Source organism: Pantoea sp. AG1095 (assembly GCF_003208415.1).
GTDB lineage: Bacteria > Pseudomonadota > Gammaproteobacteria > Enterobacterales > Enterobacteriaceae > Pantoea > Pantoea leporis.
Genome location: NZ_QKMJ01000011.1, coordinates 1 through 21123 on the forward strand (window position 1 = coordinate 1; position 21123 = coordinate 21123).

General features: G+C 53.4%; 16 protein-coding genes, 1 tRNA gene and 2 pseudogenes. 11 read left to right on the top strand and 8 right to left on the bottom strand.

The window, feature by feature from the left end; all coding sequences use genetic code 11:
• Positions 1–299 precede the first annotated feature (299 nt).
• Positions 300–977 (top strand): annotated as a pseudogene (locus DEU53_RS18750) (SDR family oxidoreductase).
• 681 nt (positions 978–1658) lie between these two features.
• Here DEU53_RS18750 and DEU53_RS18760 read toward each other — a convergent pair.
• Entirely contained in the window at positions 1659–1982 is a 324-nt protein-coding gene (locus tag DEU53_RS18760) for a hypothetical protein (protein ID WP_233501814.1), read from the bottom strand.
• Between the two features lie 602 nt (positions 1983–2584).
• Between DEU53_RS18760 and DEU53_RS18765 the strand changes: the two genes are divergently transcribed.
• From DEU53_RS18765 to DEU53_RS23330, 3 genes and pseudogenes are all read left to right on the top strand, one after another.
• On the top strand, positions 2585–3475 hold the full coding sequence (locus DEU53_RS18765) for a transcriptional regulator (RefSeq protein WP_110868041.1): 891 nt from the start codon (positions 2585–2587) through the stop codon (positions 3473–3475).
• Between the two features lie 292 nt (positions 3476–3767).
• On the top strand, positions 3768–4805 hold the full coding sequence (locus DEU53_RS18770) for an efflux RND transporter periplasmic adaptor subunit (RefSeq protein WP_110868042.1): 1038 nt from the start codon (positions 3768–3770) through the stop codon (positions 4803–4805).
• Between the two features lies 1 nt (position 4806).
• Positions 4807–4920 (top strand): annotated as a pseudogene (locus DEU53_RS23330) (efflux RND transporter permease subunit); the annotation flags it as partial.
• 311 nt (positions 4921–5231) lie between these two features.
• On the opposite strand, the gene DEU53_RS18780 reads toward DEU53_RS23330, so the two are convergent.
• Positions 5232–5316: transfer RNA gene (locus tag DEU53_RS18780), tRNA-Leu, on the bottom strand.
• 273 nt (positions 5317–5589) lie between these two features.
• Between DEU53_RS18780 and DEU53_RS18785 the strand changes: the two genes are divergently transcribed.
• Positions 5590–6099, top strand: coding sequence for a DUF2501 domain-containing protein (locus DEU53_RS18785; RefSeq protein WP_101762213.1), 510 nt, complete (start codon positions 5590–5592; stop codon positions 6097–6099).
• Positions 6100–6144: 45 nt separating this feature from the next.
• Here the strand turns inward: DEU53_RS18785 and DEU53_RS18790 are convergent, their stop codons facing one another.
• Complete coding sequence (locus DEU53_RS18790) at positions 6145–7521, bottom strand: PLP-dependent aminotransferase family protein (protein ID WP_110868044.1); 1377 nt, start codon at positions 7519–7521, stop codon at positions 6145–6147.
• A gap of 110 nt (positions 7522–7631) precedes the next feature.
• Between DEU53_RS18790 and DEU53_RS18795 the strand changes: the two genes are divergently transcribed.
• The 3 genes from DEU53_RS18795 (at position 7632) to DEU53_RS18805 (ending at position 9653) form a co-directional block, all read left to right on the top strand.
• On the top strand, positions 7632–8111 hold the full coding sequence (locus DEU53_RS18795; RefSeq protein WP_110868045.1) for a carboxymuconolactone decarboxylase family protein: 480 nt from the start codon (positions 7632–7634) through the stop codon (positions 8109–8111).
• A 95-nt stretch (positions 8112–8206) separates the two neighbouring features.
• A complete protein-coding gene (locus tag DEU53_RS18800) occupies positions 8207–8842 on the top strand; it encodes a hypothetical protein (protein ID WP_101762216.1) in 636 nt (211 codons plus the stop codon).
• A 133-nt stretch (positions 8843–8975) separates the two neighbouring features.
• Positions 8976–9653 (top strand): MarC family NAAT transporter, encoded by a 678-nt coding sequence (locus tag DEU53_RS18805; protein ID WP_110868046.1) that lies wholly within the window; start codon positions 8976–8978, stop codon positions 9651–9653.
• A gap of 89 nt (positions 9654–9742) precedes the next feature.
• On the opposite strand, the gene DEU53_RS18810 is transcribed toward DEU53_RS18805, so the two are convergent.
• From DEU53_RS18810 to DEU53_RS18820, 3 genes are read right to left on the bottom strand one after another with little or no spacing between them, the layout of a single operon-like run.
• The gene (locus DEU53_RS18810; protein ID WP_110868047.1) at positions 9743–10999 is read right to left on the bottom strand and encodes a cytochrome c; all 1257 of its coding nucleotides are present in this window, start codon (positions 10997–10999) and stop codon (positions 9743–9745) included.
• Positions 11000–11003: 4 nt separating this feature from the next.
• Positions 11004–12773, bottom strand: a complete 1770-nt coding sequence (locus tag DEU53_RS18815; RefSeq protein WP_110868048.1) for a GMC family oxidoreductase — start codon at positions 12771–12773, stop codon at positions 11004–11006.
• Between the two features lie 37 nt (positions 12774–12810).
• Positions 12811–13542, bottom strand: a complete 732-nt coding sequence (locus tag DEU53_RS18820; RefSeq protein ID WP_110868049.1) for a gluconate 2-dehydrogenase subunit 3 family protein — start codon at positions 13540–13542, stop codon at positions 12811–12813.
• Positions 13543–14074: 532 nt separating this feature from the next.
• On the opposite strand from DEU53_RS18820, the gene DEU53_RS18825 reads away from it, so the two are divergent.
• From DEU53_RS18825 to DEU53_RS18835, 3 genes are all read left to right on the top strand, one after another.
• On the top strand, positions 14075–15643 hold the full coding sequence (locus DEU53_RS18825; RefSeq protein ID WP_101762221.1) for an ABC transporter substrate-binding protein: 1569 nt from the start codon (positions 14075–14077) through the stop codon (positions 15641–15643).
• A 241-nt stretch (positions 15644–15884) separates the two neighbouring features.
• Positions 15885–17387, top strand: coding sequence for a helicase HerA-like C-terminal domain-containing protein (locus tag DEU53_RS18830; RefSeq protein ID WP_101762223.1), 1503 nt, complete (start codon positions 15885–15887; stop codon positions 17385–17387).
• Between the two features lie 80 nt (positions 17388–17467).
• A complete protein-coding gene (locus DEU53_RS18835) occupies positions 17468–18745 on the top strand; it encodes a DUF445 domain-containing protein (RefSeq protein WP_110868050.1) in 1278 nt (425 codons plus the stop codon).
• A gap of 32 nt (positions 18746–18777) precedes the next feature.
• On the opposite strand, the gene lptG is transcribed toward DEU53_RS18835, so the two are convergent.
• Both lptG and lptF read right to left on the bottom strand, forming a co-directional pair.
• Positions 18778–19854, bottom strand: a complete 1077-nt coding sequence (gene lptG / locus DEU53_RS18840; protein ID WP_101762225.1) for an LPS export ABC transporter permease LptG — start codon at positions 19852–19854, stop codon at positions 18778–18780.
• Positions 19854–20954: an LPS export ABC transporter permease LptF gene (gene lptF, locus DEU53_RS18845; protein ID WP_110868051.1), complete on the bottom strand. Its 1101-nt coding sequence runs from the start codon at positions 20952–20954 to the stop codon at positions 19854–19856. Before lptF ends, lptG begins: the two co-directional genes overlap by 1 nt.
• Positions 20955–21123 lie beyond the last annotated feature (169 nt).

Below are 21123 nucleotides of genomic sequence, written 5' to 3' on the forward strand. Positions count from 1 at the left end.
AAGACCGAGAAAAACGTTAGACTATGAATCACCCGCAGAGCGTTTTAACCAATGTGTTGCATCCATCAGTTGAACTCACAGCCAGAAGCGGACATTGCTAATCCCCTGACACACGCTAAACAGTTTGCAATGCAGCTTATTTCTGTTCCTCATGTAAAAAGGGCATTAACTGAAAGATGTCACTTAACTTCCTCATGTATATCTACATCCACACATAGTCATCAGGAAAAGGATGAATGAAGATGCAGAGAGGTAAAAGAGCTGTTATTACCGGTGGCGGCGGGTGATTTGGTCAGGCGCTGTGCGTGTGGCTGGCACGAGAGGGGGTAGAGGTGGATTTTTGCGGACGGCGGGCTGAAGATATTTAAAAAACCTGCAGCAGCATCACTGCTGAAAGCGGCATTGCAAAAGGGTATATCTGTGATTTAACCCGGCCTGAATCCATTTCTCAGTTTTCTTCACAGTTGTTAATTTCAAACAAGCCGATAGACATTTTAATCCTGAATGCTGCTCAGTGGTTGTCAGGGAGATTAGACGATCAGCCTGACACAGAAATTATCAACACCGTCAGTTCAGGTCTGACAGGTTCGATTCTACTGACTCAGGCTCTGCTGCCCGGGTTAAGACGTTCAGACAATGCTGATATCGTCTCAATTATATCTTCATGTGGGATCCCGAATTTTACGGATTCAATTGCGCACCCTGCTTTTTTCGCCAGCAAACATGGGTTTAGCGGGTTTATCACCAAACTGTCACAGCAGTTGTCCGAAGAAAACATACGTGTGACCGGGTTGTATCCACCGGATTTCGAACTTACAGGGTTAGATACGTCTTTTGATACAGAATCCAGAATGGGGGAACGTCTGATGAATGGGCACTCAGTCTGGGAAACAGTTCGTTTTTTGCTGACTCAGCCACGTAGTTGTCATATAAGCAGCATCTACTTTCAAGGTCCAACTCGCGAAGAACTGGGATAAGAGCGGATAAAAGCCAGTGGAGTTAAACAAACATTCATACTTCGGCATCTCGCTCACAGCCGAAATCAAAACGTTTTAATATTACGCCCTATCTCTGTGAGATCAGACAGGACACTCAACCATGGTCTGTACCCACGCATTCTTCCCCGGAGGAAGGTTACATTCAATGCGAAAAAAACCTACAGGGTCATATACATGAAATATCTCACAGCAGGACTCATTATGCTGGTATCCAGCCAGGCAATGGCAGGCATAAAATCTGCACAGACTTACCCTTCCTGCGGCATTGCAGGCCCAGCGTAACGTCAAAGCGGAAACGGGAGGCATCATCGAAGATCTGCTTGATGCGAATATTTCCTCAAGGGTCAACGTGTTGCAGGCTGATATCATAACGGCACGCAAGGCCCGTCAACTCACACAGGCACAGGCTGACACGCTATGGCAGCACTCCACATGGGTGCGCAGATTTGTTAAGCAGCAGGGATTCCTGAGCGCTACAGAGAGTACCTCCGCGCTGCGGGGATCTGTGTGGCAATCTGGCTGGAGGTTAGCCCTCTACGCGTTAACGTTGTTCGCAAACTGTGATATTCCAGGGACGCCCTGCTCATAATGAACAGGGCGACACAAATCGATCCCTGCCCCCACTTACGCTTCAGTATTTATTGCTTTTCCGATACCTGACTATTTAAAATCGACCTGCATCAGTTCGGCAATTGTCGCGTCACGCGTTGTCAGCACGCAGCGATCCAGATAATCGGTGAACCTGGAAGGCTTACTCATACCAAGCTGCAGCAGTTTAGAATTATCAAACACCACATTCAGATTTGAGAAATGGCCGTAAAGGTTCATCGCACGCAGCATGATCCGTTCGTTGCTCGGGCCAAACAGATCCTTAAATGTTCTTCTGCTTTCAGAAAGCTGTTTATAGGAAACCTTTTGATAATCAATACCCAGAGCCCTGCCCCCTAATAAACCTGTTGAACCAGTAATAAGGATATTTTTCATGATAGTGCCATTCCATTCTGGTTGATCAAAGGAAAGCTTTAACAGAACGCCTTCCGAACACAAAAAAACCAAAAAAAACACAAAAATAAATTAATTATTTATGGTGAATTTAAAGATAAATTAAGGATTGACGTTAGATCCCACACTGACGATTTAATCACTTATCAGGTCGTAAACCAGACCAGTATAAAGCTAATAACTATCGCCAGGCTCAACAACAGTGTAGATACTTCATTGAACTTTTTCATTTAGCTTATGTTTATATTCCATGCGCAGGAAGTAATTCTTAAAAATCATTACCACCCTGTTGATTTCACAATCTGATTTGAACAATTCTTTCCATTTAGGATCAAGCTTTATTTGTATTTTTTTGCGAACTAATAATTAATTTAGTGAGTGAACCTTTTATGTGCTTAATTATTGAGGATCAGTTCAGACTGTGTGTAGAACATGTGTAGAAGCTAATAAAGACAATTTATAGAATAAACCCCTGCATTTGTTTACCCCTTGTTTAATACTCATCAATTATACCCTTGCCTGTCATGAAATATTTGCGCACAAATCATTAAGCAGCCCCTTGTATTTCACTTTAGGTAACAGGCATGTTTACAACATATTTAAAACTTAAAAATACCGGCTGGGAAGAATGCACGCTTTCTGCGTATGCTCAGATTTACACTGCATTCGGGGGGAGCGTGTGCACCCATCCCCGCGTTCTCGCTTATCTTTCCGAGCGTGGAGGCGTCCGTATTCAGTACTATATGAAAAGGCAAGACGGGCAACCCATTGCTGGCGTGTTTTCTGTCAATGGCTCTCTGGAATATAAAAATTCAACGCTTCCCTTTGTTTTTGATGATCTTATCCTGCCGATAAAAGCGGGTGTAACAGTCATACTTCCTTTTAAAACCAAGCGGTTATCACCTCATTCTCAGGGTGTCATATTTAACAGCATCCGTCACAATCTGTTTAAGAAAAAAATGGCTCACATCAAGTCCGATTTTTCCGTGAAAACCGCTAAGAAGCGTACCGGAGAGGTGCGACGATTTACAAAAGCGGGCGGAACAATTGAGGATGTGACTTCTTTTTCCCCTGCTGAACTTTCGGCTATCTATCAGCACCTGTTCGATTTGCGGTGGCAAAACAGTCTTAAGTGCACTGACACCGGGATCCTGACTGAGACGTTCTCCATGTTCAGAGACATGATCTTTGGCAAAATATTATTCATCAATGACTCACCCTGCGCTTTTGATCTCAACTATAAAGTTGAGTGCCCATCATGGTATTACTTCGAGGACTTTAATGGCGGTATCGACCCGCAGTTTAAATCTATGGGGGTCGGCTCTGTTTTGCTCTGGGAAAACATCCAGTACGCCAGAGCGTTAGCCGCGTCATTGGATAAGCAATTTATATTTTCTCTGGGTGCCTATAACCCAGACTGGTATTACAAAAAACAGTGGTGCGATATTATGCCCTCGGGTCGTACGCTGTTCTGAAGTTGGAAATATGGATTTTTTTGCATTTGCCTCCCGCATTTCACACAGGTAATACACGTACCTATATAGAGAAAAACATTTTGCTTCTACACACAATCTCAACACACTCTCAACGGTGAATAAACGCGTGTCCGGTAACATGGGTCATCACTCTTTAATACGAGAAACCCATGTTGTCCCTCAAACTGTTTTCTCTGCCTTTACTTCTGGTTGCCATAATTGCCGCGCTGACAGGCTGCGATGATAAAGCCGTTACGGAAGCTGAAGCACTGCACCTCAGGTTGCCGTTGAGGTGATTCAGCCACAGGTGTTAGCGGTCAGCGAGACGCTTCCGGGCCGCGTTAACGCGCTGCAAACAGCAGAAATACGCCCGCAGGTGAGCGGTATCATTAAGCGCCGCCTGTTTGAACAGGGCGCAGAAATTAAAAAAGGGACGCCTCTTTTCCAGATCAATGCGGCACCTTTTGAAGCGGAAGTCTCCAGTGCGCAGGCCGGTTTACTGCGTGCTAAAGCCGCCAATGACAAAGCCCAACAGCAGGCTGCCCATCTGCGGCCACTGATGAAAACGGGCGCGGTGAGCCGTCAGAGTTTCGATGAGGCCATCGCGAATGCCCGCCAGGCCGCGGCAGATGTGGCGCAGGCCAGCGCCGCGCTCAGGCGCAAAGAACTCGACCTGAGTTTTGCCACCGTCGGGGCCCCGATATCCGGACGTATAGATCAGGCTCTGGTTTCCGAAGAGGCTTATGTGACAGCCAGCGACAGCACTCCTCTGGCCCGCATTTACCAGACAGACCCCATTTATGTGGACATCCACCAGCCCGCCGGGGTTTACCACCAGCTGCGCCAGCAGTCGGCAAGTCAGAAGGCCACTACGACGGGCGTGCCGGTTAAGGTTTTGTTACCCGGTGGCGCTGTCTATCACCAGCCGGGCAGAATCCTTTTCTCCGGCATTAGCGTCGATACCGCGACAGGCGACGTTATAGTCCGCATCGAGGTGAGTAATCCGAATCGCGAACTCCTGCCCGGCATGTTTGTGCGGGTTGAGATCCCCCGTCAGCATTATGAGGATGCGCTGATGGTTCCCCAGCAGGCTGTCTCGCATCAGGAAGGTCACGCTGTACTCTGGGTGGTTGACAATGAGCAAAAGGCCCGCCAGATCAACGTCCGTGTCGGGGAGCTAATCCATGGCGCCTACCGCATTGCCGAAGGCTTACCTGCCGGCAGCCGTGTGGTCGTTCAGGGCATGGATAAGCTTGGCAACGGCATGAACGTCGCGGCAGTGATTTCAACCGCTTCCCCTGCAACACTGACCATGAAGGCCGGAGAGTAAAATGGCTCAGTTTTTCATTAAGCGCCCGGTTTTCGCTCGGGTGGTCGCATTGTTCATTATTCTTTTCGGGATTATTGCGATCCCGAAACTGCCGGTGAGACGCTGGCAGAGCCTGCATTTCGTATGCAGGTACGTTGAACCACCATAGACTTGTTTTGGGGCTGGAAAACGCCACACATCGGGCTTGAATGCGTGCGATCAAACTGTTTTGGGATATTTAGAGGCGTGGGCTGCGTCATAGCTTTTCAAGTTGAAAACTGTACGTGTTTGAAGCTTGGAACTACACGCCGCTATGAGATAGTATTCCCGAAGATCTGCCACTACTAACTAAGCGGCAATTTCTGGTGAAAGCTTAGATCATTTCTTGCATACATAAGAGATAGAATTTTACGTCTAACTCACTGTTTAATAAGAAATTAAAGTGAATGGTGCCGAAGGCCGGACTCGAACCGGCACGTATCTCTACGGTTGATTTTGAATCAACTGCGTCTACCGATTTCGCCACTTCGGCACTGAAGAGGATGCGGAAAACGTTGGGGATTATACCGTTACGAACAGCGTGCGCAACCGGAATCGTTAGGGATGTGCGCTAAGCGTTGAAAAAAACAGCATTTCACGGATAACTGCTTGTTATACCGTCGATCCCGCCAACCGACGTTCAAAAATTAAAACCCAGAACGCTCCCAATTTTCCCCAATCAGCCCGGTTAACTGGAACTTTCCGAATTCAAACCTCTCTTAACCAAAACTGACGCAGTCAGAACATAAAAGACAACGAGGTTGAGATGAAAGTACAACGCATGATTTGGGGATGGGGCATCGCGGCAGCCATGGTTGCGGGGAGCGCATCGGCGGCAAGCTGGCAGGATCAGCTGAGCAGCGCGGCATCGCAGCTGTCACAGCAAAACAACAGCACCAGCAACACCAGCACCACGCAGAACGGCGGCATGTCGCTCTCATCGCTTACCGGCCTGCTGAACGGCGGCGATAAAGCGGTGAGTTCCAACAGCATGACCAACGCTGCAGGCGTGATGTCCTACTGCGTGCAGCACAACGTGGTGGATAACAACGTGAAGTCGGTAAAAGATCAGGTGCTGAGCAAACTCGGCCTGAACAGCACCACCGCGCAAGAGCAGAAAACCGATTACCAGCAGGGTTTGCAAGGCTTGCTTAACACCGGCAACGGTCAGCAACTGAATTTGCAAAGCCTGAGCAACTCGCCGATGGGTGAGAAGCTGAAAACCAAAGCCTGCGATGTGGTTCTAAAGCAGGGCAAAAAATATATCGGCATGTAAGGACGCGCCGATATCAAGGCGCGAGCTGTCCCTCGCGCCTTTTCTTTAGTCCAGTAACGCTCGCGTCTCCAGCACCGTTCTCTGCAACAACTCCCGCGCCTGGTCCAGCGACCGAATGTTGGTATAGCCAATCACCAGGCCATAGCGTTTCTGCGTCTGCATATACCAGCCGGAGAGCGGCAATACGCGCAGCTGATGCCGCTGCCAAATCTCCGCCAGCGCTGTGTCCTGCGTGCCATGCGGCAGGAAGGCGACAATGTGCATGCCGCCATCCGTCAGTTCAAAATCAAACACATCCGGGAAACATGCCTGCAAGGCATCCAGCATCATGCGACGTCGCTGCTGATAAAGCGTGCGCATCTTTTTGATGTGGCGATAGAAATGCCCTTCGCTGAGGAACTGCGCCAGAATCTTTTGCGGCAGCAGCGACATACCGGTTTCAAGGATTTCCCCCCACTCGCTGAAGCGCGCGATGGTCTCTTTCGGCATCACCAGATAACCCACGCGCATCGCCGGCATCATGGTTTTGCTGAAGGTGCCGGTGTAAATCACCCGATCGTGCACATCCAGGCTTTTCAGCGCCGGAATCACTTTGCGCGTGTAGTGAAACTCGCCGTCGTAATCATCTTCAATAATCCAGCTGTCATTGTACTGTGCCCACTCCAGCAGTTGATGTTTGCGCGGCAGCGATAAGGTTACCGCCAGCGGGCTGTGATGCGTAGGCGTGACGATGGCGAAACGCGCATCGGCGTGATAGCGCAGCAGATAATCCACATCCATGCCTTGCCGATCGACCGGCACGTAATGCAGATTCGGCGCGATGCGCTTCAGCAGTTTTTGCCCGAAGAAATAGCCGGGATCTTCAAACAACACCTTGTCGCTTGGCTGCGCCAGCACCGCCAGAATCAGTCGCAGGTTGGCGCGATAGCCGCTGGTGATGAAAATCTGTTCCGGCTGGCAGTTAAGTCCACGCGAAATATTCAGGTAGCTGGCGATGGCTTCCCGCAGCGGCTGATAACCCATGACCGGCGGCAAAATCATCTCATCGGCGCGCAGGCTGCGCGCCGCTTTGCCGGAAATAAGCAGCCATTTTTTGTGCGGAAACGCATCCAGCGCCGGGATGCCAAGCCGCAGCTCGCCTTTGCTCTCGCGCTGGATTAACGCGCTCACTGGCGGCGCAGGCACTGCCGTTTTCCCGGTTTTTTCCGGCAGAATCAGTTCAGGATTAACGCGCGTGCCCTTCGCGCCCTGACTGACAAAATAGCCTTCGCCGATCAGGATTTCATAAGCGGCTTCCACCGTTTTTCGCGCCACTTGCAACTCACTCGCCAGCGTACGGATCGCCGGTACGCGGTCGCCCGGCTTCAGCTGCCCTGCAAGAATCTGCTGGCGATATCGCGCATAAATCTCTTTATAACCCACGCCATGCCCTACCTGTTTTCACGTTTTTTGACCCTTTTCACTCAGACATGGAAGTTTAAGATGCCCGCATCACCTTCGCATTGAAAAACGACTGACCTGAGGATAAAAACATGACTGCACGCGTTAACCACTTTAAAACCGTACCGACACTGGTCAAAGCCATGTCCGAACTCTCCATTAACGTCAGTAATGTTTCATTAGAAACCTCACTGAAGCATCTGGTCGATCTGCGCGCCTCGCAGCTCAATCAATGCGCGTTCTGCGTCGACATGCATGTGAAAGAGGCCAAACTGCACGGCGAGCGCGAGCTGCGTCTGCATCATGTGGCGATCTGGCGCGAATCCCCGCTGTTCACCGCCAAAGAGAAAGCGGCGCTGGCGCTGACCGAAGCGCTGACGCGTCTGGGCGATCACGGCATCGACGAAGCGCTGTATAGCGAGGTGCGCGCGCACTTCTCCGAAGTGGAGACCAGTGAGCTGACGTTCTGTATCGCGGTGATCAACACCTGGAATCGCCTGATGGTGCTGTCGCAGATGACGCCGGGCGCACTGGACAGCGCTTATGGGTTGGATCGTGCTGATTTACGTTAATTTTTACCGCCAGTCGCTCATGCTGCTGGCGGCACCATGTTCATCTGCGCTGCCTGAGGCTATAGTGAGATTTTGCACCACACAGGACAGCGCACATGAAAGGCATCAACATTGCGATTTACTTCGATCCCGACCAGATTCACATCTGCGTTCACCAGCAGGATGACAGCTATCTCAGCCAACACTTTATTTACGACGACAGCGTAATTGAAGAGATCTATCAGTGGCTGGAGCAGTTCACGCCTAATCGCACCCACATTTGCCTGATTGAGCACGATACCGCCGATATCCTTGCCGATGAATTGGTGGATAACGGTTATCACGTCCATCAGGTGACGCAGCACGATCTCTTGACCTGGTTCGCCAACGAACCGCCTGCCGAACCCGATGGTTCACCGGTGCGCGCGCTGCTGCGTTATCTGGAGAACGAGCAGCCATCCGAATACCAGTCACGCACGCCGCAGATTGAAGCGTTGATGGATCTGCTGGATGAGCTGGACGATCTCGAAGGTGTGGATGAAGTTGAAGATGAAGACAATCTGCCGGATGACGTGCTGCGCCTGATGAAGCAGAAGAAGATCAGTGCGCAAGACGCCGCCCAACGCCTGCTGCCGGATGTGAATGAGCGCATTCGCGAGCATTTAATCAATTATCCCGAACTGATGACGCCTGAGCTGCTGCAGGATTTCTTCCCTGAGCTGATCGAGGCGCTGGATACGCCGAAGCACTAATCAATGAACGCACACACCGTAGCGGCGCGATTTATCGCGCGGTTTTGACCGACTCTCCATCCTCTTAACGCGCAATAAATTGCGCCGTTACGAGCCGTGCGATTATCGAATAATTTTTCAAATGGGACATTTCATGCTGGAGTTGTTTAAAGCCATCGGGCTGGGATTGGTGGTGATTTTGCCGCTCGCCAATCCGCTGACCACGGTGGCGCTGTTTCTCGGCCTGGCCGGAGAGATGAATTTCCAGGAGCGTAATCGCCAGGCGATGCAGGCCTCGATCTACGTGTTCCTGATCATGATGGTGGCGTGGTATGCCGGCAGCGCGGTGTTGCACACCTTTGGCATCTCCATTCCCGGCCTGCGCATGGCGGGCGGATTGATTGTGGCGTTTATCGGTTTTCGCATGCTATTTCCGGCGAAACCGGTCGGGCATTCGGTCGAAGCCGAGCACAAACAGGATGAACTGGACGCGACCGACAGCAACCGTGAAACCGTAAACATCGCGTTTGTGCCGCTGGCGATGCCGAGCACCGCAGGGCCGGGCACCATCGCGATGATCATCAGTTCCGCGTCGACGGTTAAATCGGGCGTAGATTTCCCGGCGTGGGTAGTTGCCGTCGCCCCGGTGCTGACGTTTTTGGCCGTGTCGGTGATTTTGTGGATTTCGCTGCGCAGTTCGGGCGCCATCATGAAGCTGGTTGGTAAAGGTGGCATCGAAGCGATTTCACGTCTGATGGGCTTTTTGCTGGTGTGTATGGGCGTGCAGTTCGTGATTAATGGCGTGTTAGAAGTGATTCACAATTATCATTGAGACCACGTTGAAGACGCGCAATGAATTGCGCCGCTACGGTATTTGCGCCTATCCGTAGCGGCGCGGTTTATCGCGCAGTTTTAAGCGATTTATTCACCTTTCAACGTTTTACGCACTTCTGCTACCTGATCTTTCGTCACCGCTGGCGCACTGTTGCTCCAACCCTGACGAATGAAGGTCGCCAGTTTAGCCACTTGATCATCATCCAGACGCTTAGCAAAACCTGGCATTGCCAGCGTTGATGGCGCCTTCTCGGTCGATGGCTGCTGCGCACCGGCCAGAATGGTGTGGATCAAACCACTTGGATCCCTGGCATTGACGATGGTCGCCTGATCCAGCTCCGGGAAGATCCCCGGCGCACCTTTACCGGTGACAAAGTGGCAGGCGCCGCAGTTGTCGATATACAGACGCTCACCTTCCGACAAGCCTTTCGCAGCGGTCAGTTTCGCTTCGGTTGCCTGCTGCTTCTGCACGTTGTACGCCTGCAGCGGCGGATTACCACCAAGGAACTTCAGGTAAGCCGCGATCGCTTTCAGGTCGGCATCTGTCATGTGCGAGCTGGAGTGCTCAATCACTGACTTCATCTCACCGCCCACTGCGGCCTTATCGTTACGACCGGTTTGCAGGTAATCGACAATCTCCTGCTCGCTCCAGCGCGGCAGACCGCGCAGTGACGGTACATCCCAGCTGTTCAGGCTGCCACCGGCAAGGAACTGATCGTCGCCGCTATCCAGCGCTTTCTCGTTCATGCCGAGGCCACGTGGCGTATGGCAGCTGCCGCAGTGACCCAGGCTTTCCACGATGTAAGCACCGCGATTAACCTCTTCTGACGCGCCGCCAATTGGCTGGAATGGCTTGTCAGAGGTGAACGCCCAGTTCCAGAAGCGCATGCCCCAGCGCTGGCTGAACGGGAAGCTCAGATCGGTTTCCGGCGGCTGCTCGCTGCTCGGCTTCACGCCTTTCATGAAGTAGACGTAAAGCGCGTGCATATCGGCATCGGAGATTTTGGCGTAATCCGGATACGGCATCGCTGGATAGAGACGCGACCCATCCGGCAATACGCCTTTGCGCACCGCGTCGGAGAACTGCTGCTCGCTGTAGTTGCCGATGCCGTGCTCTTTGTCCGGCGTGATGTTGGTGGAGTAAATGGTGCCGAGATTCGACTCAATCGCCAAACCACCAGCGTAATCCCCTTTACCGGAAACGGTATGGCACGCCATACAATCGCCGAGACGCGACAGGTATTCACCCTGCTTGATCAATTGAGCTTCATCTTCCGCGTGTGCCTGCAGTGCAAAGCTGCCCAGCAGCACGGCGTTGGCGATTAACAATGATTTTAATTTCATGCGCTTATGCCTGTACCAGTGGACCGGGATTTTTCAGATAATGTTCTTTAATGGCTTGTGCCGCCATCAAGGTGATCGCGCCGATGGTATCGGTCGGGTTCGCCTGGAAGTTTTGCGGGAAGGCGTTGCCGCCCGGTACAAACACGTTATGAACATCCCAGCTCTGCAGGTACTTGTTCAGTGCAGAAGTTTTCGGGTTATCGCCCATCACCGCGCCGCCCACGTTGTGGGTTGAAACGTATTTGGTGAGGTCAAAGTCCGCGCCCATTGGCAGGAAGCTCATGCTCATACTGTCTGGGTTCAGCTCTTTGGCGATGTTGCCGACGATGCCTTTCAGGTGCTGTTGCAGCTTCAGTTCATTCTCTTTCCAGTTGAACGTCATGCGCAGCAACGGCTGACCGCGATGGTCGGTGTAATTCGGATCCAGATCCAGATAGATATCGCGATACGACTGGCAGGTAGTGGTGATGCTGATCTTCATGGAGTGGTTGTACCACTCCTCCAGACCTTCTTTGTAACCCATGCCCCACGATGGCGTGCCTTTCGGCAGCGCAGCAGCCATTGGCGTGCCGGTGGCTTGCGAGCTGTGGATCTTGGCGCCGCCGAGGAAACCGAGGCCCGGACCATCGAAGTTGCCTGGCGAGATGTCGTTGAACATCTGGCCGGTGGCGCCGGCGGTGGCGTAAGAGTTGAAGTTTTTGTCTTTGAAGAACAGGGTTGCGCCGCCGTTTGACAGGAACGCGTAGTTACGCCCCACCACACCTTCTTCGGTGATTGGGTTATACGGCTTGCCGATACCGGAGAGCAGCATCAGGCGTACGTTATAAAGCTGGAAGCTGGAGAGCACCACGATCTTCGCCGGCTGGAACACTTCGTTGCCGTCCACATCGTAGTAAATCACGCCCTTGGCGGTTTTCTGGTCGTCATGCAGTACCACTTTCACCACTTCCGCATGCACTTCGTAAGAGAAGTTCGGCATACGTTTCAACGCATCCATCACCGCCGTTTGTGGTGAGGCTTTAGAGTAGTTGAGGCACGGATATTTCGAGCAGTAGCCGCAGTAGTTACACGGCGCGATCTGGTTGCCGTACGGGTTTTTCCACGCGCGTGATACGCACGCAGACGGGTTCGGGAACGGATGATAGCCGAGTTTGGTGGCCGCTTCTTTGAACATCACGTTGTTCAGCGTGTCTTCCAGCGCAGGCAACGGATAAGGTTCAGAGCGCGGACCCTCAAACGGATCGCCGCCCGGCAGAATCTGGCCGCGCAGGTTGCCGGTGGTGCCGGATTGACCGCAGATCAGCTCAAACTTGTAGTAATACGGCTCGATCTCTTCCCAGGTGAACGGGAAGTCCATCACGCGCATATCTTCCTGCAGGATGCCCGGCTTGTAGGCCTCATCGACGTAGGTTTTCAGCTTCAGGTCGGTTGGGGTTGGACGAATCAGCACCGCCGTCCAGTGCATGCCCGCGCCGCCCACGCCGGTTCCCGGCGCAAACGCGCCCCATTTACGGGTCGGCAACGCCGTCTGGCTGCTGTTGTAACGCACGGTAACCGCCACTTCTTTTGGCGTAGCAAACACTTTGTTACGCACGTTGTAGGCGTATTCATCAGCCGGTTTCGGATAAGCGAAATCCGGGTAATCACGCTCGCCGCCACGCTCCAATGCGCGCACGTCGAGTCCCGCCATCGCCAGTTCAATACTCATCAACGAGCCGGCCCAGCCGAGGCCGCAAACGACGACGTCGACTTCTTTCTTTGTAATCTGTGCCATGTTAATCCTGTCTCACATACCAAAAACGGGGGTGTGCTTACGCGCTTTCACCCAGGAGGCTGACCGGTCCCAGCGGGTACGGCACGTTGTGCTGCTTCACCCATTCGGTAAAGCTGGCGCGTGCGCCCGGGAAGCCGATGGCAATCCAGGCTTTCATGCCTTTGTTGCCGCCGTACATCGGGTCAGCGAGGTAGCCGTGTTTGGTATCTGAGAGCAGCTGGCCGAAGAACTGCGAGGCCTTCAGGTTCTCTTCGCCCAGGGCGGCGAAGTCAATGCCGTCGTTTTTGTTCACTTTGGTCAGCACCGCATCTTTCTCTTCCAGTGACAGCTCATGGAACGGTTTCTGGAAGTTGCTTTGCGTCCACTGATTCACCAGCTTGATACCGGTTTGGTACATCTGCTGTGGCGTGAACGGGATTTGATAACCCATGGTGGCAGGCGCATGCACGTTGAACGGACCCTGCATGTAGATCTCTGCCCCGAACTCCGGGCTGTGCAGCTGCTGATCGATAAAGATCGGCACGTTGGTTTCCAGTGCACCTGGCGCTTTACCTTTGCCGCCGGCTGGAATCAGGCGATCGGTTGCGGCCAGAATAAATTGCCACTCATCGGCACTGAAAAAGATCGGTTTATAGTCGGCGAGCTCGGGTGCTGCCATTTCCGCAGCTTGCGCCGCAGTTAATCCCTTAAATACCAGGTCACTTAATGGCAAAGCCAAAAGCGACCCAAGTAAAAACTTACGTCTGGTGGTCGGTTTATTTAGAAGCATGGCGCGACGACTCTCACTTGCTAAGAAAGATAATTATTTTTGTTAATAGCTTTATAAATCGGTAAATAACCTGGCAATCTTAGGGATATAGGTATTTCAGAATGTAAAAATTCAATTATGGATGTGTTTTGATGAAATTCAGTCATCATGTTGAATTTAGGTTAAGGCTTGGTAAAAGGCTTTCGAGGCGAAAAAACAAGGTTTAACCGTACATTTGAGGGGAAAGTGGCACGAATCAGTGGGCATTTGACCAGGAATTATCGCGCAAAGAAATAATCGCAGAAATGAATCAATGAAAAAAAATCATACTTCCATACCAGAGAACTATTCTCATTTATAACATCTTATTTACTTTATTGACCCGCAGATGAACGATCTATTTCGTGGAAATGACAAGTCGCGCACAAAATAAACGCAATAATTCCCCAAGGTAATCAATTGTTATATTCCGGCACAGCTCAGAACAAACCGGCATTTTGCCAAAGCGACGGCAGAGATAGAGTGAATTTATCTATCACTCAGGACAATAATAATGCGCTCACTGATTTTGCTCGTCGCTTTATGGGGCAGCAGTTTTGCACTGCACGCCGCCACACCGAAAGATACCCTTGTCGTCGCCGTCCCGCTCGACGGCATTATTAGCTTCGATCCCGCTGAAAGCTTCGAAACCGTCAGTAACAGCGTGCAGCGCAACATCTACCAAACATTAGTGGAGGCAGATCGTCATGATCCGCAGAAGCTGGCACCGCTGCTGGCCACCCACTGGCAACAAGGCAGCACGCCGCACAGCTTAGTGTTCAACATCAAACCCAACGCACACTTCTCCAGCGGCAATCCGGTGACGGCGCAGGATGTGATCTTCTCACTGACGCGCGCGGTGCAGCTGAACAAAGCGCCCTCTTTCATCCTCGCCGAATTTGGCTGGACCAATGAAAACATCGCCAGCCAGTTCAAAGTGCTGAATGACCATCAGCTGGAGATTCAGTGGCCAGCGCAGATTGGTCAGAATCTGGCGCTGCGCCTGCTGACCGCTCCGGTGGCCTCGGTGGTGGATAGCAAAACCGTGCAGCAACACGTCGCTAATAACGATCTCGGCAACGGCTGGCTGCATACCCATTCCGCCGGCAGCGGCGCATTTATCCTTCAGCAATATGTGCCGCAGCAGGCGCTGGTGCTGAGCGCCAACCAACAAGCGAATCCGCAGCCGAAGCTGAAACGCATTCTGCTGAAAGGCGTGGCGGATGCCAGTGCGCGTCGTCTGCTGATTCAGCAAGGCGATGTTGATGTGGCGTATCAGCTTGGCCCGGATCAGATTGATGCGCTGAAGAGCGACAAGAATCTGCGCATTGAAGCCTTCCCTTCCAGCCTGGTTTACTACCTCGGTTTCAATACCAAAGATAAAGCGCAACCGGCCTTGGGCAATCCGGCGCTGTGGCAAGCCGCGCGCTGGTTGGTGGACTACAACACCCTCTCGAAGGATTTGCTGAAAGGTCAGTACCGCATTCATCAGAGCTTCCTGCCGCAGGGTTTTGACGGCGCGCTGGACGATCAGCCGTTCCACTACGATGTGGCGAAAGCCAAAGAGATTTTAGCCAAAGGCGGCATCAAGCCGGGGACGAAGTTTGCGCTGACGGTGATCAATCAGCCGCCCTACATTGACGTGGCGCAGGCGCTTCAGGCCAGCTTCGCCAAAGCGGATGTGCAGATTGAGTTGCAGCCGGTGGCGGAATCGGAGCTGTGGAGCAAAATGCGCGGTCGCGATTTTCAGTCGATCTTCATTTACTGGGGCGCAGACTATGTCGATCCAAACACCAACGCCAGCGCCTTTGCCTATAACGTGCCGGGCGGTTCCAAAACCCTGGCGTGGCGCGTCGGCTGGGATATTCCGGATCTGAGTGCGAAAACCCGCGCAGCGGCCGGTGAAAGCGATGCGGTTAAGCGCCGTGCGCTCTATACCGATTTGCAGAAAACCGTGCAGCAGAACTCACCGTTCGTGGTGACGCTGCAGGGCGCGCAGCAGGTTGCGGTGCGGAATAACGTGAATCATGTGCAGCAAGGGATTGGTGTGAGTTTGCTGTTTTTTGATACGGTGCAGAAATAATTTTAGATTGTGCTCGCTTTCCCCCTCCTCGGTCCTCCCCCATAAATGGGGGAGGAAGATGCTGCCATATGTCAGTGCTGAGGCTGCATGTGGCAGCATCTCCTTCCCCCGTTTACGGGGGAAGGCCGGGATGGGGGACAGCAGGCACATAATTACGCCTTTTTCGGCACAATCCTCCTCCCTCCTCGCGCGCCGCTTGCTATCCTTCTGGCATAACCTATTGCCTGAGAGCGAAAAAATCATGACCACTCCGTTACTGATTGCCCAAACGCCTGACGTTCAACTGCATCTTCTCTCCAACATGGCGAACCGCCACGGTTTGATCACCGGCGCTACCGGCACCGGCAAAACCGTTACGCTGCAAAAGCTGGCGGAATCCTTCTCCGATATCGGCGTGCCGGTGTTTATGGCCGATGTGAAAGGCGATCTCACCGGCATTTCCGCCGCAGGCGAAGGATCCGAGAAGCTGCTGGCGCGCCTGGCGAAGATTGGCGTCAGCGACTGGCAGGCGCAGAAAAATCCGGTGATGGTGTGGGATATTTTTGGTCAGCAAGGCCATCCGGTGCGCGCCACGGTATCCGATCTCGGCCCGCTGCTGCTGGCGCGGCTGCTCAACCTTAACGACGTGCAATCGGGCGTGCTGCAAATCATCTTCCGCATCGCCGACGATCAGGGCTTGTTGCTACTGGATTTCAAAGATCTGCGCGCCATGACGCAATACATCGGCGACAACGCCAAAGCCTTCCAGACGCAATACGGCAACATCAACAGCGCGTCCGTTGGGGCGATTCAGCGCGGATTACTGGCGCTGGAGCAGCAAGGTGCCGAGCACTTCTTTGGCGAGCCGATGCTGGATATTCGCGACTGGATGCGCTGCGATAGCAACGGCAAAGGCTTTATCAACATCCTCTCGGCAGAAAAGCTTTATCAAATGCCAAAACTCTACGCCACCAGCCTGCTGTGGCTGCTGGCCGAGCTGTATGAGCACTTGCCCGAAGCTGGCGATCTCGATAAGCCGAAAATGGTGTTTTTCTTCGACGAAGCGCATCTGCTGTTTACCGACGCGCCGCCGGTGCTGCTGGAGAAAGTTGAGCAGGTGATTCGCCTGATCCGTTCGAAAGGCGTTGGCGTCTATTTCGTTACGCAGAATCCCGCCGATATTCCCGATAACGTGCTGGGCCAGCTCGGCAACCGCGTTCAGCATGCGCTGCGCGCCTTTACCCCGAAAGATCAGAAAGCGGTAAAAAGTGCCGCCGAAACCATGCGCGCCAATCCGGCGTTTGATACCGTCGAGGCGATTCAGGCGCTCGGCACCGGCGAAGCGCTTATCTCCTTTCTCGATGAAAAAGGCAGTCCATCGATGGTGCAGCGGGCGATGGTGATTGCGCCCGGCTCGCGCATGGGGCCGGTTACGCAGGATGAACGCAATGGCCTGATCAACAATTCGCCGCTGTACGGTAAATACGATAGCGAAGTCGATCGCGAGTCGGCGTTCGAAATGCTGCAAAAAGGCGTGCAGGCCACCACGCAGCAAGCCAATGCGCCGGAAGCCAAAGGCAACAAGGTCGCCGTTGATGACGGTATTCTCGGCGGTCTGAAGGACATTCTGTTCGGCACCACTGGCCCACGCGGCGGCAAGCGCGACGGCGTGGTGCAGAGCGTGGCGAAGAGTGCCGCGCGCCAGGTCACCAATCAGATCATTCGAGGTGTATTAGGAAGCCTTCTTGGCGGCCGCCGTCGCTAATACCCGGCATACTTCAAGCCGCAGGTGCGTTAGCTGTATGTCTTCCTGCAACTCGAATTGTTTAGGGTATTTAAGGAACTATGGATAAATTCCAACAACTTAAGCGCAGCAAACGTCTGGCGCTGTCACTGCTGCTGATTGCGGCAGCCACCTTTATTGTGACGCTGTTTCTGCCAGCCAACTTTTGGGTGCTTGGGCTGAAGGCAATCGCAGAAGCGGCGATGGTCGGCGCATTAGCCGACTGGTTCGCCGTGGTGGCGCTGTTCCGGCGCGTGCCGGTGCCGTTTATCTCGCGTCATACAGCAATTATTCCGCGCAATAAAGATCGCATTGGCGAGAATCTGGGTCGCTTCGTGCAGGAGAAATTCCTCGATACCGATTCGCTGCTGGCGCTGATTCGCCGCCACGATCCGTCGCAGATGCTGGCGCAGTGGCTCAACACGCCGGGCAACGCCGATCGCATTGGTCGCCATCTGTTACAGGTGATGCGCGGTTTTCTCGATCTCACCGATGATCAACGCATTCAGCGCTTTCTGCGCCGTGCGGTGCATCGCGCGCTGGATAAGGTCGATCTCACCCAATCCAGTGCGCTGCTGCTGGATAGCCTGACGAAAAATAATCGCCATCAGGAGCTGCTGGATGCGGCGGTACAACAGCTGCTGCGCTTGCTGCACAAGCCCGGTACGCGCGAGTTTATCGCCGCGCAGATTGTGCGCTGGCTCAAGCGCGAACATCCGATCAAAGCCAAAATGCTGCCAACCGAATGGCTGGGCGAACACAGCGCCGATTTGGTTGCGAATGCGGTGGATTCGATACTCGATCAGGTCGCGCTCGATCAGGGGCATGAGTTGCGCCTGGGCTTCGACCGCGCGGTGCAGCGGCTGATTGAGCGGCTGAAAAGCGATCCCGAAATGGCGGAACGTGCTGAAAACATCAAGAGCTGGCTGAAGGAAGATGAGACGTTCAATCGCTACATTGGCGAGCTGTGGCAGGATTTACGGGGCTGGCTGAAAGACGATCTAAATAGTGAGGATTCACGGGTGCAGGAGCGCGTCAGACTGGCCGCGCTGTGGCTGGGTGAGACGCTGGCGGCTGACGAAGCGCTGCGCGCCTCGATGAATCAGCATCTGGAAGATGCCGCACGCAGCATAGCGCCTGAGTTTGCTGCCTTCCTGACGCGCCATATTAGCGATACGGTGAAAAGCTGGGATGCGCGCGATATGTCGCAGCAAATTGAGCTGAATATCGGCCGCGACCTGCAGTTTATCCGCATTAACGGCACGCTGGTTGGCGGAACGATTGGGCTGATTTTGTATGTGTTGTCGCAGGTGCCGGGTTGGATCGAGCGTATTCAGTAAAAAGGTCGCCATGAATGGCGACCTTACAAGGCTTAGCGGCGTTTCATCAGCAGGAACAAGCTGATGGCGAAGAATGCACCGCTCGGCAGAATCGCACCCAGAATCGGCGGCAAACCGTATACCAGGCTTAGCGGGCCAAAAATCTGGTCCAACACGTAGAACAGGAAGCCAAAGCTAATCCCCGTCACCACGCGCACGCCCATCGATACGCTTCGCAGCGGACCAAAGATAAACGACAGCGCCATCAGCATCATCACCGCCACAGAGAGCGGCTGGAAGATTTTGCTCCACATATTCAGCTGGTAGCGCCCGGCAACCTGGCCGCTCTGCTTGAGGTATTTGCTGTAGTTATACAGGCCGGTGATCGAGAGCGCGTCCGGGTCCAGCGCCACTACGCCGAGCTTGTCAGGCGTCAGGTTGGTTTTCCATTCGCCGCTCAGGCTTTGCGAGCCGGTAATTTGTTTGGCATCTTGCAGATCCGATTCATCGACCTGCGACAGCGCCCAGACCTTTTTATCCGCATCCCAGGCGGCACTCGCCGCATAGCGTACGCTGAGTAAACGGCGCTGATCGCTGAACTTGTAGATGCTGACGCCATCAATCTCGTTATCACCTTTGATGCGCTCGATGTAGATGAAGTCGTTGCCGTCCTTCGCCCACAGGCCGTTTTGCGTTGAAACCAGCGAGCCACCGTACAGCTGCTGCGCACGGTAGTTACGCGCCATCTGTTCACCCTGCGGTGCAACGAATTCGCCCACCGCCATGGTTAACAGCACCAGCGGAATCGCCGTTTTCATCACCGCCAGCGCCACCTGCATACGGGTAAAGCCCGATGCCTGCATCACCACCAGTTCACTACGCTGCGCCAGCGTGCCCAAACCGAGCAGTGCGCCTAGCAGCGCCGCCATCGGGAAGAAGATTTCGATATCTTTCGGTACGCTGAGCAACGTGTAGTAACCGGCGTCGAGTGCGGTGTAAGCGCCCTGCCCGGTTTTCCGCAGCTGATCGACGAACTTAATAATGCCCGACAGCGACACCAGCATGAACAGCGTCAGCATGATGGTGTTAAAGATGGTTTTGCCGATATAGCGGTCAAGAACCTTAAACATCAGACCGATCCTCCACGGCTAAAGCGCGCGCGGATGCGACGCATCGGCACGGTATCCCACATGTTCAGCAGCACCGCCAGCGCCAGATAGGAGAAGTTCACCACCCACATCCAGATGGCCGGATCGAAGCGGCCTTTCGCGGCGTTGGAACGCAGAGAACTTTGCAGTAAGAAGAAGATCAGATACAGCAGCATGGCAGGCAGCATCGACAGCACGCGGCCCTGACGCGGGTTCACCACGCTAAGCGGCACCACCATCAACGCCATAACCAGGACGGCAAAGATCAGCGTCAAGCGCCAGTGCAGCTCCGCCTGGAACTGCGGGGTTTTGGTCTTGAGCAGCGTGCTAATATCCGCCTGATCGGCATCGTTCGGATCGAGCGTGGCTTCTTTGTAGCCTATTACCGCCTGATAGTTGACGAAGTCCGTGATGCGGAAGTCACGCAGCAAGGCGGTGCCTTCAAAACGCGTGCCTTTATCCAGCGTCACCACCTGCGAGCCATCTTTGTGTTGCTCCATGTGGCCGCTATCAGCCAGCACCACCGAGGGACGCGCGTTGCCTTTCGGACGCAGCTGCGCCAGGAACACGTTGCCGAAGGTATTGCCCTTCACATCTTCAACAAACAGCACCGCATTGCCGTCGCTGGAGGTCTGGAACTGCCCAGCCGCCAGCGCCGCCGCGCCTGGGTTAGATTTGGCGTTTTGCGTCACTTCCTGCTGATAACGTGATGACCATGGCCCTAACCAAATGACGTTGACCGCCGCCACAAGCGAGGTGAACAGCATCAGGATCATCGCGGCTTTAATCAGCACACTTTTGCCCAGGCCGCAGGCATGCATCACCGTGATTTCACTTTCGGTGTACAGCCGCCCAAGGGTCATTAAAATCGCCAGAAACAGGCTTAGGGGCAGGATAAGTTGTGCCATTTCAGGCACGCCGAGTCCTAACAATGTCAGAACTAAGTTTGTTGGGATTTCGCCATCCACCGCAGCTCCCAAAATCCGCACTAACTTCTGACAAAAGAAGATCAGCAGCAGGATGAAGAGGATAGCCAGCTGGCTTTTGAGCGTTTCCCGAACCAGATATCTAATGATGATCACGCTTAGTACGCCTGTGATAACTTGTCTTTTTGCAGGAAAATCGCTAGTTTCAACGCTTATCAGCCATTTTTCTTCATCAATGGCCGTCATCGTAGCTAAAATAGTATGACGAACGCGTTAGTGTGGTGAAAAAACAACATACTTGTCACCACCACTCATTATGACTACC